Annotated in this window: 20 protein-coding genes; 2 read left to right on the forward strand and 18 right to left on the reverse strand. The window is 48.0% G+C overall.

Annotated elements, in window-relative coordinates:
- Nucleotides 1–26: 26 nt before the first annotated feature.
- A complete protein-coding gene (locus tag ASC40_RS01490; RefSeq protein ID WP_055438015.1) occupies nt 27–509 on the reverse strand; it encodes a CinA family protein in 483 nt (160 codons plus the stop codon).
- Nucleotides 510–561: 52 nt separating this feature from the next.
- Between ASC40_RS01490 and mutS the strand changes: the two genes are divergently transcribed.
- Entirely contained in the window at nt 562–3,132 is a 2,571-nt protein-coding gene (gene mutS / locus ASC40_RS01495) for a DNA mismatch repair protein MutS (RefSeq protein WP_055438016.1), read from the forward strand.
- Nucleotides 3,133–3,141: 9 nt separating this feature from the next.
- Here the strand turns inward: mutS and rpoS are convergent, their stop codons facing one another.
- Genes rpoS through ftsB form a run of 9 tightly spaced genes read right to left on the reverse strand, consistent with a single transcriptional unit; the run spans nt 3,142 to nt 9,439 of the window.
- The gene (gene rpoS / locus ASC40_RS01500) at nt 3,142–4,110 is read right to left on the reverse strand and encodes an RNA polymerase sigma factor RpoS (protein WP_055438017.1); all 969 of its coding nucleotides are present in this window, start codon (nt 4,108–4,110) and stop codon (nt 3,142–3,144) included.
- Nucleotides 4,107–4,955: a peptidoglycan DD-metalloendopeptidase family protein gene (locus tag ASC40_RS01505; protein ID WP_055438018.1), complete on the reverse strand. Its 849-nt coding sequence runs from the start codon at nt 4,953–4,955 to the stop codon at nt 4,107–4,109. Before ASC40_RS01505 ends, rpoS begins: the two co-directional genes overlap by 4 nt.
- Nucleotides 4,939–5,517, reverse strand: a complete 579-nt coding sequence (locus ASC40_RS01510; protein WP_055438019.1) for a YqaA family protein — start codon at nt 5,515–5,517, stop codon at nt 4,939–4,941. The genes ASC40_RS01505 and ASC40_RS01510 overlap by 17 nt, the downstream gene beginning before the upstream one ends.
- On the reverse strand, nt 5,514–6,149 hold the full coding sequence (locus ASC40_RS01515) for a protein-L-isoaspartate(D-aspartate) O-methyltransferase (RefSeq protein ID WP_055438020.1): 636 nt from the start codon (nt 6,147–6,149) through the stop codon (nt 5,514–5,516). The genes ASC40_RS01510 and ASC40_RS01515 overlap by 4 nt, the downstream gene beginning before the upstream one ends.
- Nucleotides 6,146–6,901 carry a 5'/3'-nucleotidase SurE gene (surE, locus tag ASC40_RS01520; protein ID WP_055438021.1) on the reverse strand — a complete coding sequence of 252 codons (756 nt, stop codon included), beginning with the start codon at nt 6,899–6,901 and terminating at the stop codon, nt 6,146–6,148. The genes ASC40_RS01515 and surE overlap by 4 nt, the downstream gene beginning before the upstream one ends.
- A 34-nt stretch (nt 6,902–6,935) precedes the next feature.
- Entirely contained in the window at nt 6,936–7,970 is a 1,035-nt protein-coding gene (truD, locus tag ASC40_RS01525; RefSeq protein WP_055438022.1) for a tRNA pseudouridine(13) synthase TruD, read from the reverse strand.
- Nucleotides 7,963–8,448 carry a 2-C-methyl-D-erythritol 2,4-cyclodiphosphate synthase gene (ispF, locus tag ASC40_RS01530; RefSeq protein ID WP_055438023.1) on the reverse strand — a complete coding sequence of 162 codons (486 nt, stop codon included), beginning with the start codon at nt 8,446–8,448 and terminating at the stop codon, nt 7,963–7,965. The genes truD and ispF overlap by 8 nt, the downstream gene beginning before the upstream one ends.
- On the reverse strand, nt 8,448–9,143 hold the full coding sequence (gene ispD / locus ASC40_RS01535; RefSeq protein WP_055438024.1) for a 2-C-methyl-D-erythritol 4-phosphate cytidylyltransferase: 696 nt from the start codon (nt 9,141–9,143) through the stop codon (nt 8,448–8,450). The genes ispF and ispD overlap by 1 nt, the downstream gene beginning before the upstream one ends.
- Before the next feature lie 5 nt (nt 9,144–9,148).
- Complete coding sequence (ftsB, locus tag ASC40_RS01540; protein ID WP_055438025.1) at nt 9,149–9,439, reverse strand: cell division protein FtsB; 291 nt, start codon at nt 9,437–9,439, stop codon at nt 9,149–9,151.
- A 115-nt stretch (nt 9,440–9,554) separates the two neighbouring features.
- Between ftsB and ASC40_RS01545 the strand changes: the two genes are divergently transcribed.
- A complete protein-coding gene (locus ASC40_RS01545) occupies nt 9,555–10,274 on the forward strand; it encodes a sulfite exporter TauE/SafE family protein (RefSeq protein WP_055438026.1) in 720 nt (239 codons plus the stop codon).
- A 34-nt stretch (nt 10,275–10,308) separates the two neighbouring features.
- Here ASC40_RS01545 and ASC40_RS01550 read toward each other — a convergent pair whose 3' ends face one another.
- From ASC40_RS01550 to recO, 8 genes are all read right to left on the reverse strand, one after another.
- Nucleotides 10,309–10,962: a hypothetical protein gene (locus ASC40_RS01550; RefSeq protein ID WP_055438027.1), complete on the reverse strand. Its 654-nt coding sequence runs from the start codon at nt 10,960–10,962 to the stop codon at nt 10,309–10,311.
- Between the two features lie 25 nt (nt 10,963–10,987).
- Nucleotides 10,988–12,280, reverse strand: a complete 1,293-nt coding sequence (gene eno, locus ASC40_RS01555) for a phosphopyruvate hydratase (protein WP_055438028.1) — start codon at nt 12,278–12,280, stop codon at nt 10,988–10,990.
- A gap of 34 nt (nt 12,281–12,314) precedes the next feature.
- Nucleotides 12,315–13,952, reverse strand: a complete 1,638-nt coding sequence (locus tag ASC40_RS01560) for a CTP synthase (protein ID WP_055438029.1) — start codon at nt 13,950–13,952, stop codon at nt 12,315–12,317.
- 111 nt (nt 13,953–14,063) lie between these two features.
- On the reverse strand, nt 14,064–14,864 hold the full coding sequence (gene mazG / locus ASC40_RS01565) for a nucleoside triphosphate pyrophosphohydrolase (protein WP_055438030.1): 801 nt from the start codon (nt 14,862–14,864) through the stop codon (nt 14,064–14,066).
- Nucleotides 14,861–17,056, reverse strand: coding sequence for a GTP diphosphokinase (gene relA, locus ASC40_RS01570; RefSeq protein WP_055438031.1), 2,196 nt, complete (start codon nt 17,054–17,056; stop codon nt 14,861–14,863). The genes mazG and relA overlap by 4 nt, the downstream gene beginning before the upstream one ends.
- Before the next feature lie 4 nt (nt 17,057–17,060).
- On the reverse strand, nt 17,061–18,371 hold the full coding sequence (gene rlmD / locus ASC40_RS01575) for a 23S rRNA (uracil(1939)-C(5))-methyltransferase RlmD (protein ID WP_055438032.1): 1,311 nt from the start codon (nt 18,369–18,371) through the stop codon (nt 17,061–17,063).
- Nucleotides 18,372–18,374: 3 nt separating this feature from the next.
- Nucleotides 18,375–19,127, reverse strand: coding sequence for a pyridoxine 5'-phosphate synthase (pdxJ, locus tag ASC40_RS01580; protein WP_141656102.1), 753 nt, complete (start codon nt 19,125–19,127; stop codon nt 18,375–18,377).
- A 14-nt stretch (nt 19,128–19,141) separates the two neighbouring features.
- Nucleotides 19,142–19,882 (reverse strand): DNA repair protein RecO, encoded by a 741-nt coding sequence (gene recO / locus ASC40_RS01585; RefSeq protein ID WP_055438034.1) that lies wholly within the window; start codon nt 19,880–19,882, stop codon nt 19,142–19,144.
- Nucleotides 19,883–19,885 lie beyond the last annotated feature (3 nt).

A 19,885-nucleotide genomic window follows, 5' to 3' on the forward strand; every position in this document is an offset into this window, starting at 1 on the left:
TAAGTGTACTGTAAATTTATACAGTATCAAGTTATTTTTTCAAAACTTCGCAAAGCCTCGTCAATTGTGGCTTTGCGCACCTGGGTTCGACTGCCCTCAAAAATTTTTGACCAAGTTATACAGTGGTTTTCCCAGGCTAAACCAAACCACACTAATCCGACTGGCTTTTCTTGAGTTCCGCCATCGGGCCCCGCAATACCGGTCACCGCAATCGCCACATCAGCACCGCTATTAGCTAATGCTCCACGAGCCATCGCTTCAGCTGTTTCTGCTGACACGGCTCCATGTTTCGCCAAAGTAAATGTTGGCACACCTAATAAGTGATGTTTCATGTCATTGCTATAGGTGATGAAGCCACCAGCGAACCACCCCGAACTTCCTGGCACTGCGCTCATAGCATAACCGATTCCGCCACCGGTGCATGACTCAGCGGTAACCATTTGCCACTGTTTTTGTTGCAGCCATTTACCGAAAACGGCTGCTAAATCATGACGTGTTTGTGATACCATTTCGCTATTCCTTGATCAGCGGTATATCGACTCTATACGGATAATAACAGGCATGTCGAACGCACAAAATAACATACAATCTTTAGCAACTCATACGCCCATGATGCAGCAATATCTGCGCATAAAAGCAGAGCATGCTGACACCCTCTTATTCTATCGCATGGGCGACTTTTACGAGTTGTTCTATGACGACGCCAAACGCGCAGCACAACTGTTAGATATATCATTAACCGCGCGCGGAGCCAGTAATGGTCAGCCGATTCCTATGGCCGGTGTGCCTTATCATGCCGCGGAAAATTATTTAGCGCGCTTACTTGAGCTTGGTGAGTCAGTCGCAATTTGCGAACAAATTGGCGACCCTGCCACCAGTAAAGGCCCGGTTGAGCGTCAAGTCGTGCGCGTGTTAACACCAGGCACATTAACCGATGAAGCCTTGTTACCGGCTGAACAAGAAAGTTTACTGGTTGCCATTGCACCTGGAGAAACATTTGGCCTTGCTTGCTTAGATATGGCCAGCGGCCGCTTTAGTGTGCTTGAAGTTAACAGCCGCGAACAATTACGGGCCGAATTAGAGCGTTTACAACCGGCTGAGGTTTTATACCCAGAAACATGGCAGTTTAGCGAGCGCGAATTGAATTGCAGTTGCTGCCGCCGGCGTCCCGAGTGGGAGTTTGATAGCAGTAGCGCCACTGAAATGTTACTGCGCCAGTTTCAAGTGGCACACTTGGAAGGCTTTGGCATTCACCACCTGACTCAAGCAATTGGTGCTGCCGGTGCCATTTTAAATTATGTTCGCGCAACCCAACGTGCAGCGTTGCCACATATCACTTCAATTGTCGCTGAAAGTTACGACGATGCAATTGTGTTAGACGCGGTATCTCGTCGAAACCTCGAAATTGTTCGCTCGTTAAGTGGTCAAAAAACGGCACTATTTAATGTGTTAGACAACACTAGCACGGCCATGGGAAGCCGATTATTGCAACGCTGGTTGCAGCGCCCATTACGCCACCACCATGTACTTGAGCAGCGCTATAATGCGGTAGCTGCTTTGCAGCAAGCCGATTACCAAACCATTCATCAGCAGTTGCGCGAAGTCGGCGATATTGAACGAATACTCACCCGTATTGGGCTACGTTCTGCCCGCCCACGTGATTTAGCGCGCCTACGCAGCGCATTTCATGCGCTTCCGGCCTTGCATAATGGTATAAAGGCAACAGCGCTTAAGCCATGGGCCGATAACATTCAAGTTTTCCCAGAACTTGCTGATTTACTTGATCAAGCCATTGTCGAACAGCCTCCCGTATTAATTCGCGATGGTGGTGTCATCTGTGATGGTTTCGATGAAGAGCTTGATGAGCAACGCCAGTTGGCCGCCGGTGCCACTGACTTTTTGCAGCAAATTGAAACGCGTGAACGCCAGCGTACCGGCATCAGTACCCTAAAAATCGGTTACAACAAAGTGCACGGTTACTACCTAGAAGCTAGCCGGGCTGCAAGTCATCAAATACCAGCAGACTACCAACGCCGACAAACATTAAAAAATGCTGAACGCTATATTATTCCCGAATTAAAAACATACGAAGACAAGGTACTGCAAAGCCAAAGCCGTGCGCTAGCGCGCGAAAAATGGCTGTATGAAAATTTACTCGAGCAAATAGCTGAACACTTGGTGCCTTTACAGAGCACAGCAAAAGCATTAGCGGAAATAGATGTATTGCGATGTTTTGCCGCGCAAGCTGATCAATATAAGTACCATCGGCCAGAGCTTAGCAAGCAGGTTCAAATACAGTTAACTGCCGCTCGCCATCCGGTCATTGAACGCCTGCAATCAGCGCCGTTTATTGCCAACGATGTGAATTTAAATCCAAAGCGACGTTTACTGCTCATAACCGGCCCAAATATGGGCGGTAAATCAACCTACATGCGTCAAACAGCACTGCTAACCATTATGGCTCACTGTGGCGCTTTTGTGCCCGCGGATAAAGCCGTATTTGGCCCTGTAGACCGTATTTTCACGCGTATAGGCGCTTCCGATGATCTTGCCTCCGGCCGTTCTACTTTTATGGTGGAAATGACAGAAGCCGCTAACATTTTACACAATGCTACCGAGCAAAGCCTGGTATTGATGGATGAAATTGGCCGCGGCACATCGACTTATGATGGTTTGGCGTTAGCCTGGGCCTGTGCTGAAGCTTTACTTGATAAAAACCAAGCTCTAACACTATTTGCAACGCATTATTTTGAATTAACACAAACCATTGGCAACCACCAAGGCGCAGTGAACGTGCATGTGGAGGCCACCGAGCACGGTGATACTATTGCCTTTCAACACAAGGTTAAAGACGGCGCAGCAAGCCGTAGCTTCGGCGTACAAGTTGCGCAATTAGCAGGGCTGCCGGCGCCGGTATTGGCACAGGCTAAGCGGCACTTAGTGCAGCTTGAACAAGCCCATAAACATGAAGTTGCCGCTGATCAAGCGGACTTATTTGCTGCAACAGAAGAAACGCTGCCAGCTCCCCAAACGAGCGAAGTTGAACAGGCGTTGAGTGAATTGAATATCAATGAACTTACGCCGCTGGAAGCTTTAACTTGGTTGGCAACTTGGCAGCGGCGTCTGAAGTGATTTAAAAGCTTAGTCGCGGTGAAATAAGGCATCAAGGCTAAGGCCTTGTTGCCTTAGCATATCGCGTAAGCGTCGCAGCGCCTCAACTTGTATTTGCCTTACACGCTCACGTGTTAAGCCAATTTCGCGGCCCACATCTTCAAGCGTAGCCGGTTCATAACCCAGCAAGCCGAAACGACGAGCTAGTACTTCTCGTTGTTTTTCGTTGAGGTTTTCTAACCACGTCATAATGTGCTCGCGCACATCGTTTTCTTGCATTTCACCTTCAGGACCATAGTCGTTATCGTCAGTCAGCATATCGACCAAGGCTTTATCGTTATCACTGCCGCCCATTGGCGTGTCAACCGAAGTGACCCGTTCATTCAGGCGTAACATTCGGGTTACATCAGCCACGGAAACATCAAGTTTCTCAGCAATATCTTCAGCCGTTGGTTCGTGATCCAAGGTGTGGGCTAACTCACGAGCTGCACGCAAATAACTATTCAGCTCTTTTACAACGTGAATGGGTAAACGAATCGTACGAGTTTGATTCATAATCGCACGTTCTATCGTTTGCCGAATCCACCAGGTGGCATAGGTTGAGAAACGAAAACCGCGCTCCGGGTCAAACTTCTCTACCGCACGAATCAAACCAAGGTTACCTTCTTCAACCAAGTCTAATAACGCTAATCCTCGATTGGTATAACGCCGCGCAATTTTAACGACCAAACGCAAGTTGCTTTCAATCATCCGTGCTCGCGCTTTGGCGTCACCTTTAAGCGCTAAGCGTGAAAAGTGCACTTCTTCTTCAGCGGTTAGTAATGGTGAATAGCCAATCTCACTCAAGTAAAGCTGAGTGGCATCCATTTTCTTTTGATAATTGACGCGATTGGCGAGTATCTCTTCAAACGCTTCGTCACTATCATCCGCGGCGGATTGTTCCATTGATAGCAATTCTTGCTCATCAATCTCTTCAATCTCTTCTTGATCTCGACTCATTGCGTCCCCCGAGGCAAATAATGCCTTGGATTCACTGATTTGCCACGAAATCGCACCTGAAAATGCAATTTAACGCGTTCTGCATCAGTGTCCCCCATTGTGGCAATTTCTTCGCCTTTGTTTACCCACTGTTGCTCTTTGACCAACAACTTTTGATTATGTGCATACGCTGTAATGTAATCATCGTTATGTTTCAAAATAATTAATTGACCATAACCTTTCAGAGCATTGCCGGCATAAACTACTTTACCACTCGCTGCTGCGTAAACCGGATCCCCTTCGCTTCCGGCAAAATCAATGCCTTTGTTTCCTGCTTCAGCGGTTGAAAATTCGCGCGTTACTTTCGCCGGTGTCGGCCACTGCCAACGAATGTCTTTACTTGCCGGTAATGCAGGCTCACTGCTTTTATTTATCACAGGTGGTTTACGTGGCGAACTTACTACCCGTGCGGATTGAGCCTGTTGCTTTACTGTTACAGCTTTGCTTTTATTTTGTTTATCAACATACTCTTTCTTTGCTTGTGACGCAATGGTTTCTGTGTGGCGAGTTGCAGGTGCTTGCAAACTAATTTTTTGCCCCGGAACAATAGTGTAAGGCGCTGGAATTTGGTTCCATTTTGCCACATCACGCACATCTACATTCGCGCGAAAAGCGATAGAATAAAGCGTGTCGCCTTGTTCAACCTCATATTGCGAGCTAGCCAAGCTTGCCCGCTCAAAGTCATGAATAGACTTACCTTTATATAATCGCGTAACCGGGGCCGGCTCAGTCGGTTGCGCACACCCCGATAAAACAAGGGTTAGCAGCGTTGTAAAAATCAGGTAAAAATTAACGCGTCCAAACATAGGCTACGATGGCAAGTATCACCACCCCCCAACCAATACGATCAACGTAGGTGCGCAATTTTACGGCCATTGTTGGGCCACCTGTTTTGAGCAACCACGCGACGAGGAAGAACCGTAACCCACGACTAATTAACGAGCCCAGCACAAAAGGTATAAACGCAACGCTTAACATACCGCCGGTTACGGTGAATAATTTATAAGGTAGCGGAGAGAACCCAGCAATGAAAATAATCCAAAAGCCATAAAGCTGAAACCAACTGGTTACACGCGCTAACTTTTCTTGATACCCCGCCCATTCAACCAATGGCAATACCACAGGTTCAAATAGGAAGTAACCAAGCCAATAACCTGCAACCCCACCTATCACCGATGCAATAGTTGTGATCAAGGCGAAACGCCAGGCTTTTTGGGGTTGTGTCATGGCCATTGGGGCTAACATAACATCGGGGGGGATGGGAAAAACAACCGACTCGGTAAAACTCAAACCAGCCAAAATAGTTGGTGCGTTGCGATGTTGTGACCAACTCAGCACTTTGTCATATAGCCAACCAAAAATTTTCATACGGTGGCCCCTGGCACTAATGGCACAAATTTCACTTGGCCCAACTCCTTTTGTTCAAATTCATCTCCAAAGCGGCGCACCACAATAAGTCGCTGCGACGTGGTGCCTACCGGAATCACCATAACTCCGCCGTCAGTAAGCTGTTGTAGCAACGCGGGGGGTATTTCACTAGCCGCAGCGGTTACAATAATGCCATCAAATGGCCCTTTAGTTTTCCAGCCTTGCCAGCCGTCACCATGGCGCATTGCGACATTGTGCAAATCAAGCTTTTTAAGTCGGCGCTTAGCTTGGTATTGCAACTCAGCAATGCGCTCAACCGAAAAAACTTGGTCAACTAACTGTGCCAAAATAGCTGTTTGATAGCCACTGCCTGTACCTATTTCTAACACTTTATGGCAATCATGCTGCATCAATAACTGGGTCATGGAGGCAACCATCAATGGTTGGCTGATAGTTTGCCCTTGTCCTATTGGTAACGCAGTATTCTCATAGGCTTTATGCGCTAATGATTCAGGCATAAACAAATGCCTTGGGGTTGACTCAATGACCGCCAACACCGCTGGATTAGAAATTCCTTCGGCACGCAGTTTTGCAGTCAGCTTGCGTGCCATTCCTTGAAAATTTTGAATCATGATGTCGTGCTAGCCAACCAACTGGATAAAGTGTCTTGATGGCTACGCGCGGTCATATCCAAACTAATTGGAGTGATTGACACATACCCCTCGCGTACCGCGTGAAAGTCGGTGCCTTCGGCGTCATCTTGGTGTCCACCAATAGGCCCGTACCAGAAAATATCACGACCAAATGGGTCTTTACTTTGCACCATTCGCTCGGCCCGGTGGCGGCGACCTAGGCGCGTCACCTTAAAACCTTTCAGCTGTTCATAAGGTACAGCGGGTACATTAATATTTAATATGGTATCGAGGCGTAACGGTTGGTCAGCCATGCGATTCACCACATCGGCTACAACTCGCGCTGCGGTATCGTAAAATTCATCGTTGTGCGCGCCCATCGAAACCGCAATGGCTGGTAACCCCATAAAACGCCCTTCCATAGCGGCTGCGACTGTACCTGAATATAAAACATCGTCGCCCATATTAGGGCCGTCATTTATACCTGAAACCACTAAATCAACGTCATCGGCCAACGGCGAGTTCGTACCTAAATGCACGCAATCTGTTGGCGTGCCGTTAAGCGAGTAAAAACCGTTGGGTAATTTTTGCATGCGCAGAGGATTATGCAACGTTAATGAGTTACTTGCACCGCTACAATTTCGATCAGGTGCGATAACCCGTACCTGGGCAATTTCTTTTAGTCGTAAATACAGAGCTTCAATGCCTGGCGCATGCACACCATCGTCATTGCTGACTAATAACTTCATCATGAGTTTGATTACCTTGTATTAAATCATCATCTATTTATTCTTCACGTGCGATATCGTTAATAAGTTCACGCAGTACGCTGGTCGCAAATGCACCGCGCCCAAGCGAAAACTCAAGCTCAGCACAATCATCCGTAAGCCAGCGCATTTGCGGTGCTTGCAGCTTAAGCAATAACGGACGACGAGCCTCATCAAGACGTTGTTTACGCAGCCCTTGGTGTAACTCTGGGTAACGTTCACACACCGCGGCTTCGAATTCAGCAACGCCAGCTGCAGTCAGCTGCCGGCCACTGCCTGGCAATGGCGCTGTCAGTTGAATGTCGCCACTGGCATAACGCGCTTGCAGCTCATCATCAATGCACTCTACAACGAAGAATGATTGGCTACCCTGCAACATCATCGCATCGCCTACTTCTGGCTGCAATCGATTTGCAATAAGCCGTTCATGTAATATTTGATTGAACAAAAAAGAACGTGCAGCTGACAAGTACAGCCCACTTTGGTGACGGCTTGGTCGGCGTTTTAACTCGCCATTAAACCAGCGCTTCGCTTGCTCAATATTTTGACCGTTATGGCCAAAACGTTGCGCACCAAAGTAATTGGGGACACCATCAGCGACTATCGCTTGCCAACGCTTTTCGAATGAATCCGGCTGATTAATATGGCGAACTCGCAACACAAAATGATTGCCTTTGTGAGTGCCTGTTTTTAATTTACGGGGCTGTAATGCTGCAGTTAACACTTTGAACTCTGGGTGCTCCAACTGTGTCCAGTCTAGCAATGCCTGCCCCGGCAGCTGTATGGAAAACCATTGATACGTGACTGCGTGACGGTCTTTTAACCCAGAATAGCTAACATCGCGCTCTTTAACCCCAGCAAATGCCGCCAGTTGCGATGCCACAAAAGCTGTATTCGCGCCTTTTTTCTCAACCCAAAGCCACTGATGTTCACCAACTTGTTCACTAGGCTCTGTTATCGGCAATTCAAGAATTTCGGTCACTTGAAAGTCTTCAGGGCTAGCTTTGAAAACCCCTTCGCTACTCGGCTTTCCATGTAAATAAGCTTCAGTCACGAGGCACCACCGGCATCACCAGTACCACAGCATGGCAACCAATGCCTTCTTTGCGCCCCACAAACCCAAGTTTCTCGGTAGTGGTCGCTTTGACATTAATGAAGTCATCACTAGTATTAAGCAACTGCGCAATGCGTTGTCGCATTGCTGGAATATGCTCAGCAAGTTTGGGTGCTTGGGCAACCACAGTGATATCAAGATTTCCTATAGCAAAGCCCTTTTCAAGCACTAAGCTGTAAACATGCTGCAACAGCTTGCCACTATCAGCGCCGGCATACGTATCATCTGTATCCGGAAAATGCTGGCCAATATCACCAAGTGCGACAGCGCCAAGCAAAGCATCGGCAACAGCGTGCAAAATCACATCGCCGTCAGAGTGTGCAATCAAACCTTCGGCATAGGGAACATGAATTCCACCTAATGTAAGTGGCCCCTGCCCCCCAAATTTATGCACATCGTAGCCGTGACCAATTCGCATCATATATTCCTATTGGTTAAAAACAGTGTTGCCAGGGCTTCATCGCCTGGCTGAGTGATTTTGATATTGGTTGAACGCCCTGTTACTAATTGAGGGTGCCCACCGACAAGCTCAATGGCTGATGCCTCGTCAGTAATTGCTGCATTATTTACGCCCACTTCTAACAACGCGCGTAGCAATTTGTCGCAAGCGAATACTTGTGGTGTTTGGGCGCGCCAGAGGTTATCTCGAACTAAAGTTTCCTGCACCTGTTGATCTTGCGCTCGTTTTAACGTGTCCGCTACAGGCACAGCTAACAAGGCGCCATCGGCATGACGCATACCGGCGCTGATTACTGCCGATAACTCATCAGCCTGCAAACAGGGCCGCGCAGCGTCGTGCACCGCCACAAAGTCATAACCTAATTGCCTTGCCTTGTGCACTCCCGCTGCCACGGACGCAGCACGTGTAGCGCCGCCTGTAACCCAAGTGATAGGCACATCGACAGAGAAATGCAGTTGCTGTGCATGTTGATCTGCTTTGGCAATGGCTATAATAATTCGCGCAACACGGGGGTCGCGCGCAAGTGCAGCAACACTATGTTGCAATACGGTTTGTCCGGCAATGGTTAAATATTGTTTTGGGGTCGTAAGCTGCATACGGCTGCCAATTCCTGCAGCAGGAATTACAGCAGCTAGGCTGGATTGCTTATCCATTGTCTTTAGTCATTCGTTGATTGTTTAACAGGAACAAGGCGAAAAAACGTCTCGCGCTCTTTAATTAGCCCAAGTTCATTACGTGCACGCTCTTCAAGCGCCACCTGTCCGTCACGCAAATCAGTAATGTCGGCTTTTAATACATAATTACGTTGTTCTAGGCGTTGATTTGTCTCAGCCTGACGTTGTACATCAGACTGCAGCGCCCAATAATCCGGTAAGCTATTCTTACCAAACCAAAGGCGATATTGCAGTGCAACTAGCGCAACAATAAACAGTACTTTTAGAAGTCGCATGTGTACCCCAAAGCTTTTCTCAGTGACCGTCGTTGTTTATTATAAATTGGCGTGACGATTCTGCTAGTATATCGACCTTTGCCACAAAGCCCAACGACAAATAACACGAGCGGTTATGGAATACCTAATTATTATTGCCATTATGTTTCTTGGTGCTTGCCTACAAGGAATTACAGGGTTTGGCTCTGGCTTAATCGCAGTTCCTTTGTTGACCTTATTGTTACCGCTAACCGTTATTACCCCAACCTTGTCAGTGGTTAATTTTGTCATGGCAACCTACCTAGCTTGGGCTCTTCGCCATCACGTTCGCTTCAAGCAGTGGCGCGCATTATTACTCAGTGGAATAATCGGCACATTAATGGGCAATTATTTACTGGCGTACATGCGGCTTGATTGGCTGCAAATGGCTATGGCTATCATGATATTTTTAGTGGCCGTATTATTTTGGTTTGGTCTGCAATGGCGTCATCAAAGTGGGGCACCATTACAAACAATGACTGGGCTACTGGCAGGTTTTAGTAATGGTGCTCTGACCCTTGGCGGCCCACCCGTAGTGTTATTTCTTACTGGCAATGGCCTTGAACGCCTCGCCTTTCGCGCCACCCTCACCGTATTTTTTTGGGCGTTAGCAGTAACAAACATCATTTCGTTTGGCGTTCAAGGGCGTTATCAACTCGAACAGCTCACTCTATTAGCTAGCTTACTGGTTGGCGCTATTAGTGGTGCTTGGCTTGGCCATAAGGTTAGTGGCTATTTATCAGAGCTTTTATTCCGAAAAATCAGTTTGATTTTGGTGATGGTTGCAAGTGCCATTGCCTTTTGGGGAGCGTTTTAACCTTTCACTACTTCACCCCAAATAGCACCTATGTTTAAAAATCGACTGTGGTAGCTAAAAGAACTTCACGTAACGACAACGTTCGTGGATCAACCTTACCTTTGTGGTTCCATTGATGCCCACAAAATGCCGGCGCTAAGTTGCTGCTATCTGGTTTTAACAACCACAACTTGTCGTTTTGTGATGAACCAGTTGAATGTTCGCCTACTGGCTCTATGCATCGACCACTAAAATCAAACCAACCATGCATATTACAATGCACGCGCTGCTGTTCTCTATCAATGCGGTCTATCGAGTCTAAGCGAGCCAGATGAATTGGCCCTCGCAAGTCAAAAATTGGCACAGTATCACCAAGTCTAGCTTGGCGGCCAAGCCACTTCTGTAATTTTGCGGGTTGGGTAGAACTAATCGCTAATTGACGCTTTTGCGGTGTCTGCCAACTGGCATTTTGAATATCCAGTGTATATGGCGCCTCGTTTTCAAGCATTCCCCGAGCGGCATTTTTGACATGATAAGGTAGGCTTTGTAACCGTCGCTGCAGTAAGCCTGTCGAAACCTGAGGTTGGTGCGCAAGCAAGCTTAACTCGCGTTCGTATAACGCAGTGCACAGCTCTGCAAATGCAGCAGAGCTCACGCCTACACTCGTGGTAGACGTGAGCTGCTGAAAAATATCGCCTTGCTGTGTCATGGTGGCGACCTAGTTAGCGCAGCGCTTATTTTGCATTAACTTCAGCACGACCGCGATATGGCGCTTCGCCGTTCAATTCGGCTTCAATACGCAATAACTGGTTGTACTTAGCTACACGATCTGAACGACACAGTGAGCCCGTTTTAATTTGACCCGCGGCGGTACCTACCGCCAAGTCGGCAATGGTCGCGTCTTCAGTTTCGCCAGAGCGATGCGAAATAACTGCCGTAAAGCCAGCTTCCCGGGCCATACGAATAGCGGCTAAGGTTTCTGACAGGCTACCGATTTGGTTAAACTTGATCAAAATTGAATTGCCGATACCCTGCTCAATGCCACGTTTCAAAATTTTGGTGTTGGTTACAAACAAATCGTCACCGACCAACTGAACGCGTTCGCCTAAACGATCGGTCAGCACTTTCCAACCGTCCCAATCACTTTCATCTAAACCATCTTCAATAGAGATAATTGGGTAACGTTGACACAAGCCATCAAGGTATTCAGCGAAACCTGCAGCGTCAAATGATTTACCTTCACCGCTTAAGCTGTATTGACCATCGCGATAAAACTCCGATGCCGCACAATCAAGCGCTAAGGTAATGTCGTCGCCCATGCGGTAACCAGCTTTTTCTACCGCTTCAACAATAACCGCCAAAGCTTCTTCATTGCTCGCCAAATTTGGGGCAAAACCGCCCTCGTCGCCAACCGCGGTGCTAAGGCCACGAGCTTGCAATACTTTTTTCAACGCGTGGAATACTTCAGCGCCCATACGCAACGCTTCACGGAAGCTTGGTGCACCCACTGGCTGAATCATAAACTCTTGAATATCAACGTTATTGTCTGCGTGTTCGCCACCATTAAGAATATTCATCATAGGCAATGGCATGCTGAATTGGCCTGCGGTGCCATTTAATTCAGCAATGTGTGCGTATAATGGCATGCCTTTACTGCTTGCTGCTGCCTTGGCGGCCGCTAGCGATACGGCCAGAATTGCATTTGCACCGAGTTTTTCTTTATTTTCGGTGCCATCAAGTTCTAGCATAATGTGATCAACGCGAGCTTGATCCGTTGCGTCCACGCCTTGTAATGCCGGTGCAATGCTGTCGTGAATATTGGCAACGGCTTTCTCAACGCCTTTACCTAGGTAACGTGATTTATCTCCGTCACGCAACTCAAGGGCTTCGCGCGAACCGGTTGATGCGCCACTTGGTGCTGCCGCACGGCCCCAGTGGCCATTATCCAAAAACACATCGGCTTCAACAGTTGGGTTGCCACGTGAGTCCATGATTTCACGAGCTACAATGTTCTTAATTGCTGCCATGAGACTAAAATACTCCTGTTAATACACGCGGCGCTTAAGCGCGACGCTGCTTTTGATAAATACCAGCGGCTTCAATAAAGCCACGGAATAACGGATGACCATCACGCGGGGTTGAAGTGAATTCCGGGTGGAATTGCGCCGCAACAAACCAAGGATGATTCGGAATTTCAATAATTTCGACCAAGCGATTGTCATGTGACCAACCGGAAATTTTCAAGCCGGCTTGCTCAAGCTGCTCAACGTAATGACCATTCACTTCGTAACGGTGACGATGGCGTTCTTGAATCACATCTTTGCCATATAACGCACGTGCTTTGGTGCCTTTCACCAAGTTGCATGGCTGTGCGCCTAAACGCATGGTACCGCCGAGATCTGAACTTTGGTCGCGCATTTCTTTTTGCCCTTTCGCGTCCATCCACTCAGTGATCAAACCCACCACAGGGTGCTCGGCTTTGTCGTTAAACTCGGTACTATTGGCTCCGGCTAAGCCAGCCACGTTACGGGCATATTCAATTAACGCAATTTGCATACCTAAACATATTCCCAGGTACGGAATATTGTTTTCGCGGGCATACTGAGCGGCCATGATTTTACCTTGAATGCCACGCTCGCCAAAGCCACCTGGAACAATAATCGCATCCACATCAGCCAACTTGGCGACGCCTTTGGTTTCGACGTCTTGCGCATCAATATAGCGAATATTCACGGTTAAACGATTTTTTAAACCAGCATGCGCCAGTGACTCGTTAACTGACTTATAAGCATCGGGTAGCTCAATGTATTTACCGACAAACCCAATAGTCACTTCGCCGCTTGGATTTGATTCTTGATACAACACTTGCTCCCATTCAGACAAATCAGCTTCTGGGCAGTCCAAGCGGAAACGATGTACCACAATTTCATCGAGGCCTTGTGACTTCAAAATGGCTGGAATTTTGTAAATACTATCAACGTCTTTCAAACCTATTACGGCTTTTTCTTCCACGTTGGTAAATAACGCAATTTTCGACCTTTCATTGGCCGGTAATGCGCGGTCAGAGCGACACACTAAAATATCTGGCTGAATACCAATTGAGCGCAGCTCTTTTACCGAGTGCTGAGTTGGCTTGGTTTTCACTTCGCCCGCCGCACCTAAAAACGGTACCAAGGTTAGGTGCATGAACAAGGTGCGATCGCGCCCTACTTCGGTGCCCAACTGGCGAATGGCTTCCAAAAACGGCTGCGACTCAATATCGCCCACGGTACCGCCAATTTCAATAATGGCAATATCGTAACCTTCACCGCCGTCAACAATACGGCGTTTAATTTCGTTGGTAATGTGCGGAATAACCTGAATGGTTGCACCAAGGAATTCACCACGGCGCTCGCGACGAATAATATCTTCGTACACACGGCCGGCAGTAAAGTTGTTCTTTTTAGTCATTCGGGTGCGAATAAAGCGCTCGTAATGACCTAAATCAAGGTCGGTTTCAGCGCCGTCTTCAGTCACGAATACTTCACCGTGCTGAATGGGGCTCATGGTGCCTGGGTCGACGTTAATATAAGGGTCGAGTTTAAGAATCGTAACCTTAAGGCCACGAGCTTCAAGAATTGCCGCCAAAGAAGCTGCAGCAATGCCTTTGCCCAGCGAAGATACAACACCGCCGGTGACGAAAATATAATTAGTTGTCATGCGAAACCTAAGTCGTCAGGTTAAAAGGGATTTGCTTCAAGACGGGAAAACAGTATACCCGAAGCACTGCAATCCGACAATTTAAAATCACGTAAAGCCGTGTGATTTTCGCTAATCCTCAACTTTTACAGCTTGCCAATGCGCTTCTAACTCGTCTAATGATAATTGCGCCGGTTGCTGGTCATTTTGTGCTAGGCGTTTTTCTATAGCTTGAAAACGTTGTTTAAATTTGACGTTGGTGCGGCGCAATGCGTGTTCAGGGTTTACCTGTGCATGGCGCGCTAAATTCACCACCGCAAACAACACATCGCCAATTTCGGCTTCTAAAGCTTGTTGATCACGCTCTGATTTAGTGAGCTCTTCTTCAACTTCTGCAATTTCTTCCCGAATTTTTGCCATCACAGGGGCGATAGTTGGCCAATCAAAACCAACGTTGGCGGCACGTTTTTGTAATTTTTGCGCCATTAAAATACTTGGTAGATTATCCGGGATACCGTGAAAAACACTGCCAGAGGAGTCTTTTGCCGCTCTTTCCTCGGCTTTTATCTGCTCCCATTGCGTTTTTATTTCTTCATCGGTTTGTGTAGTGCTGCTCCCGAACACGTGCGGGTGGCGCCGAATAAGCTTGTCGGCCGTATGTTGCGCAATCTGATCAAAAGTAAATTGTTGCTGTTCAGCCGCCAATTGCCCGTAAAACACCACCTGAAAAAGCAAGTCGCCTAACTCGTCTTTAATTTCCTCAGGGTTACCTTCGGTAATTGCCGCCGCCACTTCATACGCTTCTTCAATGGTATATGGAATTAAACTTGTCATGGTCTGCTTCAGGTCCCACGGGCAACCGCCGTTGGGATCACGTAAACGCTGCATGACATTAATTAAAGCTTCGGTTCCACTGAAGTTGCTACGGCTCATTGCGTTATTCTCTCGACTTTATGAACGCCTTTTACTTGCCCAAGGCGATTCACCAAACGTTGTAAATTTTCAGTGTCTGCAACCACTATTCCCACCGCTAGCCGGGCCTGGCGCGTGGCTGCATCTGAATGTGAGTCAAGCTGCGCTACATTGACTTTTTCGTTCGCCAGAACACTTGTTATGTCATGCAACAAACCATGACGATCGTCGGCGTCTATACGTAAATTAACGCGATAATTACCGCGTTTTTGTTGGCTCCAACTAACCGCCAACGCGCGTTCCGGGTGCTGTTCTAACAAGTGTATTAATTGCTCGCAGTCGCGTCGATGCACAGACACACCGCGACCTTGTGTAACAAACCCAAGAATTGTATCACCGGGCACAGGTTGGCAACACTTGGCAAATTGCACCAGTAGGTTACCAATTCCTTCAACGGTAACGTCGCTTTGCTTGCCACTACGGCTTTTGCCTGCTTTAGGCGCTTTGGCGGTTAGTCGTTCAATACGCTCAGCAGCATTGTCATCTGCTGGCTTCAACTGGTTAACAACCTGATGCAGCCGCACATCACCAGCCCCTATTGCCGCGAGCAAATCATCTAAGTGCACCATGTTAAAGCGTTCAAGCACAGACTCTGCTTGGCTTAACGGCACCTGAATTTTATTAAGCTCGGTTTCTAGTAACTCACGGCCGGCTTTGGCGTTTTTCTCGCGATCAAGTTTCTTGAAATAAGCCACCACCTTGCTTCGTGCACGCGGCGTTTGTAGATAGCCATTGGCCGGATTTAACCAGTCGCGGCGTGGTTGTACGTTTTTCTGAGTTAAAATTTCAACCCGTTCGCCGTTTTTTAGCGTGTAGGTGAATGGCACAATATGACCATCTACTTTTGCCCCAACACAACGATGCCCAACTTGCGAATGAATGTAATAAGCAAAATCTAACGGCGTGGCGCCACTTGGCAGGTCGATGACTTCGCCTTTAGGGGTAAACACATACACGCGGTCTTCAAATACCTGTGAGCGAATTTCCTCAACTAAACCATCATTGCCAGCCATATCGTCGTGCCAAGCCAGCAGTTTACGCAGCCATGCGATTTTTTCTTCAAACCCTGACCCTTTGCCAGTCGCGCTACCCTCTTTGTACATCCAATGCGCGGCCACACCTAGCTCGGCATCGTCATGCATGGCTTGGGTACGAATTTGTATTTCAACGTGCTTGTCTTCTGGGCCTAACACAACCGTGTGTATTGACTGGTAACCGTTGGCTTTGGGCGTCGCAATGTAGTCATCAAATTCTGACGCAATGTGGCGCCATAAGCTATGTACCACGCCTAATGCGCCGTAACAGTCTTTCAGCGATTCAGTAATAATGCGCACCGCGCGAATATCAAACAGTTGCTCAAAATTTAAATGCTTTTTCTGCATTTTTCGCCAGATAGAATAAATATGCTTAGGGCGCCCATAAACGGTGGCTTTCACCCCTTCTGCATCAAGCGCCTGTTGCAGGCCACCGACAAAATTTTGAATGTAGTTTTCGCGGTCAATACGGCGCTCATGCAATTGGCTAGCAATGGCTTTATAAGTGGTTGGGTGTAAATAGCGAAAGGCAAGATCTTCCAATTCCCACTTAAGCTGACCAATACCAAGACGGTTCGCGAGCGGTGCGTAAATTTCATTACATTCTTTGGCGGCTAATACCCGTGTTTCTTCGTCGAGAGTTTTTACCTCACGCAAAAAACAAATACGCTCAGCAAGTTTCACTAACACCGCACGCACATCAGTCACCATGGCCAGTAACATACGCCGTACGTTGTCAATTTGGACTAAGCTGGGTTTGCCGTGTTGAAAGTGCTGCAGCGCGCTAATGGTCTGCATATTTTGCACAGCTTCTAATAAAATCGGTAGGCTTTTGCCACCCCACGATAATGCTTGTTCACTATCTAGCAGAGCAGCCTCGTAGGCGGGGCTATATAAGGCGGCAACTAACGACTCTTGATCAAGGTTTAGGCCGATAAGAATTTCGACCATTTCTTCGCCTTTAACCAATAGCTGTGGTTTTTGGGCATTGTCACATAACGCTTTTAGGCGTTCGGCATGCGCTCGCAATTCCTCGCGTCGCGTTTCTGAGCTTAATTCCGCTAGCCAATCGCCTTGTTGATGCGGTTTATCAACATGCGTACTTCGCACCCAAACCACTGTGTTACTCCCGTTCGAAAAGTGTGATTACCTCAATGTGATGGGTCTGCGGAAACATGTCAATAACTTGAGCCCGTTTTAATGCATATCCATGTGCTTTCAGGGTTGCTGCGTCACGAGCTAGCGTGTCGGGGGCACAAGAAACATACACAATACGAGCAATATTACGTTTCGCTATTTCTTCAACTGCCATAGCCGCTCCGGCGCGCGCAGGGTCTAACAGTGCTTTTTTATATGTTTTCCCGCCCCAACTTTGTTGCGGCCACGGCTGCTCTAGGTTGGCACAAAAAGCGTCAACCGCAACGCCATTTGCAGTTGCGTTGTGTTGCAACTGCTCAACCATAGAGATAACCCCCTCAATGGCTGTCACTTTGGCACCAGCTTGAGCCAATGGAATGGTGAAATGACCACTACCGGCAAACAACTCAATCACCGGCTCGTTAACTTGAACATCTAACCATGCTAGCGCTTGCGCTACCATGGTCTGCCCTAACTGCCGATGGCTTTGAATAAAGTCGGTTGGCTGGCAACTTAGCATGGCACCATCGGTATGGTATTGAGGTAAAATTTGCGTTGCTACCAACGGTTCAACACTGTGTTCGTAGGCCAACCACACGGCAACATTGTTCGCTTCTGCAAAAACTTCTAATTGAGTTCTGTCAGATTGCTCTATGCGAGTTGCTATACGCAGCAACACCACTGGCTGCTGGGCAAACTCAATCAGTTCAACATGGCCTAAGTGCTTGGCTAATGCCAGGTTAGCCACTAAATCTCGTAAGGGCTTTAACAGCTTATTTAACGGCTGTGCCAACGTTAAACAACTGTCGATAGCTACAATTCGCTTACTTTGCGATGCCCGAAAACCGAGCGTTAACTGCTGACGTTTGCGATCAAAGTGCACGGCTAAACGAGCTCTACGGCGATAATGCCAAGCATCAGCCTGCAACGGTGTTAACCAGGCTTGCGCTTCAATACCTGCAAACTTACGTAGCATTTCTTGCACGGTTTGCTGTTTGTGAGTTACCTGTGCGGTGAGCTCGAGATGTTGAAAATCACAACCACCGCAACTTTGATAATAGTCACAAGGTGGTTTCTCACGGTGCGCGCTGGGCTCTAAAACCTTAAGCAAACTCGCCGTGTACTTACCATCAACCATCACGTTAACGGTTTCACCCGGTAACGCATTGGCCACAAAACGCACGCCTTGTGGCGTACGAATAACTCCACGCCCCTGGTGATCAAGCCCTACCACAGTTTGCGCCAATACTGGTTTATTTTTTGCTTGGCGCGGCTGTGGTTTATAAATTTGCGCCATGGGCTAGCGACCTTGTTGCTGCACTTGTAGGCGCGCCTGCTGCATAATAGCTTTCATGTCACGTATTGCTTGCTCAAGGCCCACTAATACTGCGCGGGCAATAATCGCATGGCCTATATTCAGTTCCACCAACTGCGGAATAGCAGCAATAGCGGCGGTGTTAAAGTAATGCAAACCATGCCCAGCGTTAACTTGTAAGCCGGCAGCTTGGGCATATTCGGCAGCGTCTCGCAACTGGGCCAAAGCTAACTGCTGCTGTTGTTCATTGGTTTGTTCAGCGTAATGCCCGGTGTGCAGCTCAATAATTGGCGCCCCACAGGCAACCGCAGCATCAATTTGGCGTTTATCGGCATCAATAAACAAACTCGTCGCAATATCGTGTTCAGCCAACTGACTTACCGCTGCTTTAATTTTGTCTTGCTGCCCAGCGACATCAAGCCCCCCCTCGGTGGTGAGCTCTTCGCGTTTTTCCGGTACCAAACAGCAATAGGCGGGCTTGATACGGCTCGCAATCGCTAGCATCTCGTCAGTCACCGCCATTTCTAAATTCATTCGGGTTTGTAGCGTTTGCGCCAAAATTTCAACGTCACGGTCAACAATATGCCGACGGTCTTCACGCAAATGCACAGTAATGCCGTCAGCACCCGCTTGTTCAGCAACTGCAGCCGCTGTCACTGGGTCTGGATAGCTCACCCCACGGGCATTACGCACGGTTGCCACATGATCAATGTTTACACCTAATAAAATGGGGCCAATATCTGCAGAATGCGTCATGATTTGTCCTTAAATTGGGTAAAGAGTTGGCGACTACGCAGCGGCTTATCACCTAAATAAGGCTGCAGCGCAGATCGCATAATACGTTTAAGTAAGTTTAGCAGGCGCTGATCAAGCTGCTCAAACGCTGCAATGCGTGTTATATCTGCGCCTGTCATTAAAAATTCACCGGTTGCATAAGGGGTTAAGGGCGTTTCAGCCGTACTATTTTGAAAGCTACTCTGGGCTGCCAAAATAAAACCCCGTTCGGGCTTAAAGTGATACGTCTGTTCCGGTAAAAAAGGTTGTTGCTGATCATCGGCATGCCAATCAAACCCATGCCCTAAATGACACAGCAGTTGCCATTCAAAACGCCGCAGTACCGGCTCCACATGGCTTGTTTTCGCCAACATGTTCAGGGTTTCGTGGTAGTCATGAAACAGCTCGTCGATTGCTTGATGAGGTGTGGTAAGGCGTTGTACAAGCTCATTCACGTAAAAGCCACTATATAACGCGTGGCCTTGTAAGTTCATGGCTGGCTCGCTAGCTTCGGCGGCGCTAAGCGTGAGTAAATCACCGCGCCCTTTGGCCTGCACCACAAGTGGCGTAAAAGGTTGCAAAATACTGCGCCACTTACTTTTCGGCCGTTTAGCCCCTTTGGCAATAACCCGAAAACGCCCTTGCTGTGCACTCAGTAGTTCCACCAACAAGCTGCTATCTTGGTAGGGCCAGCGATGCAGTACAAACGCCGGTTCCATGGC

It is taken from the genome of Pseudidiomarina woesei (assembly GCF_001418345.1).
GTDB classification, from domain to species: domain Bacteria; phylum Pseudomonadota; class Gammaproteobacteria; order Enterobacterales; family Alteromonadaceae; genus Pseudidiomarina; species Pseudidiomarina woesei.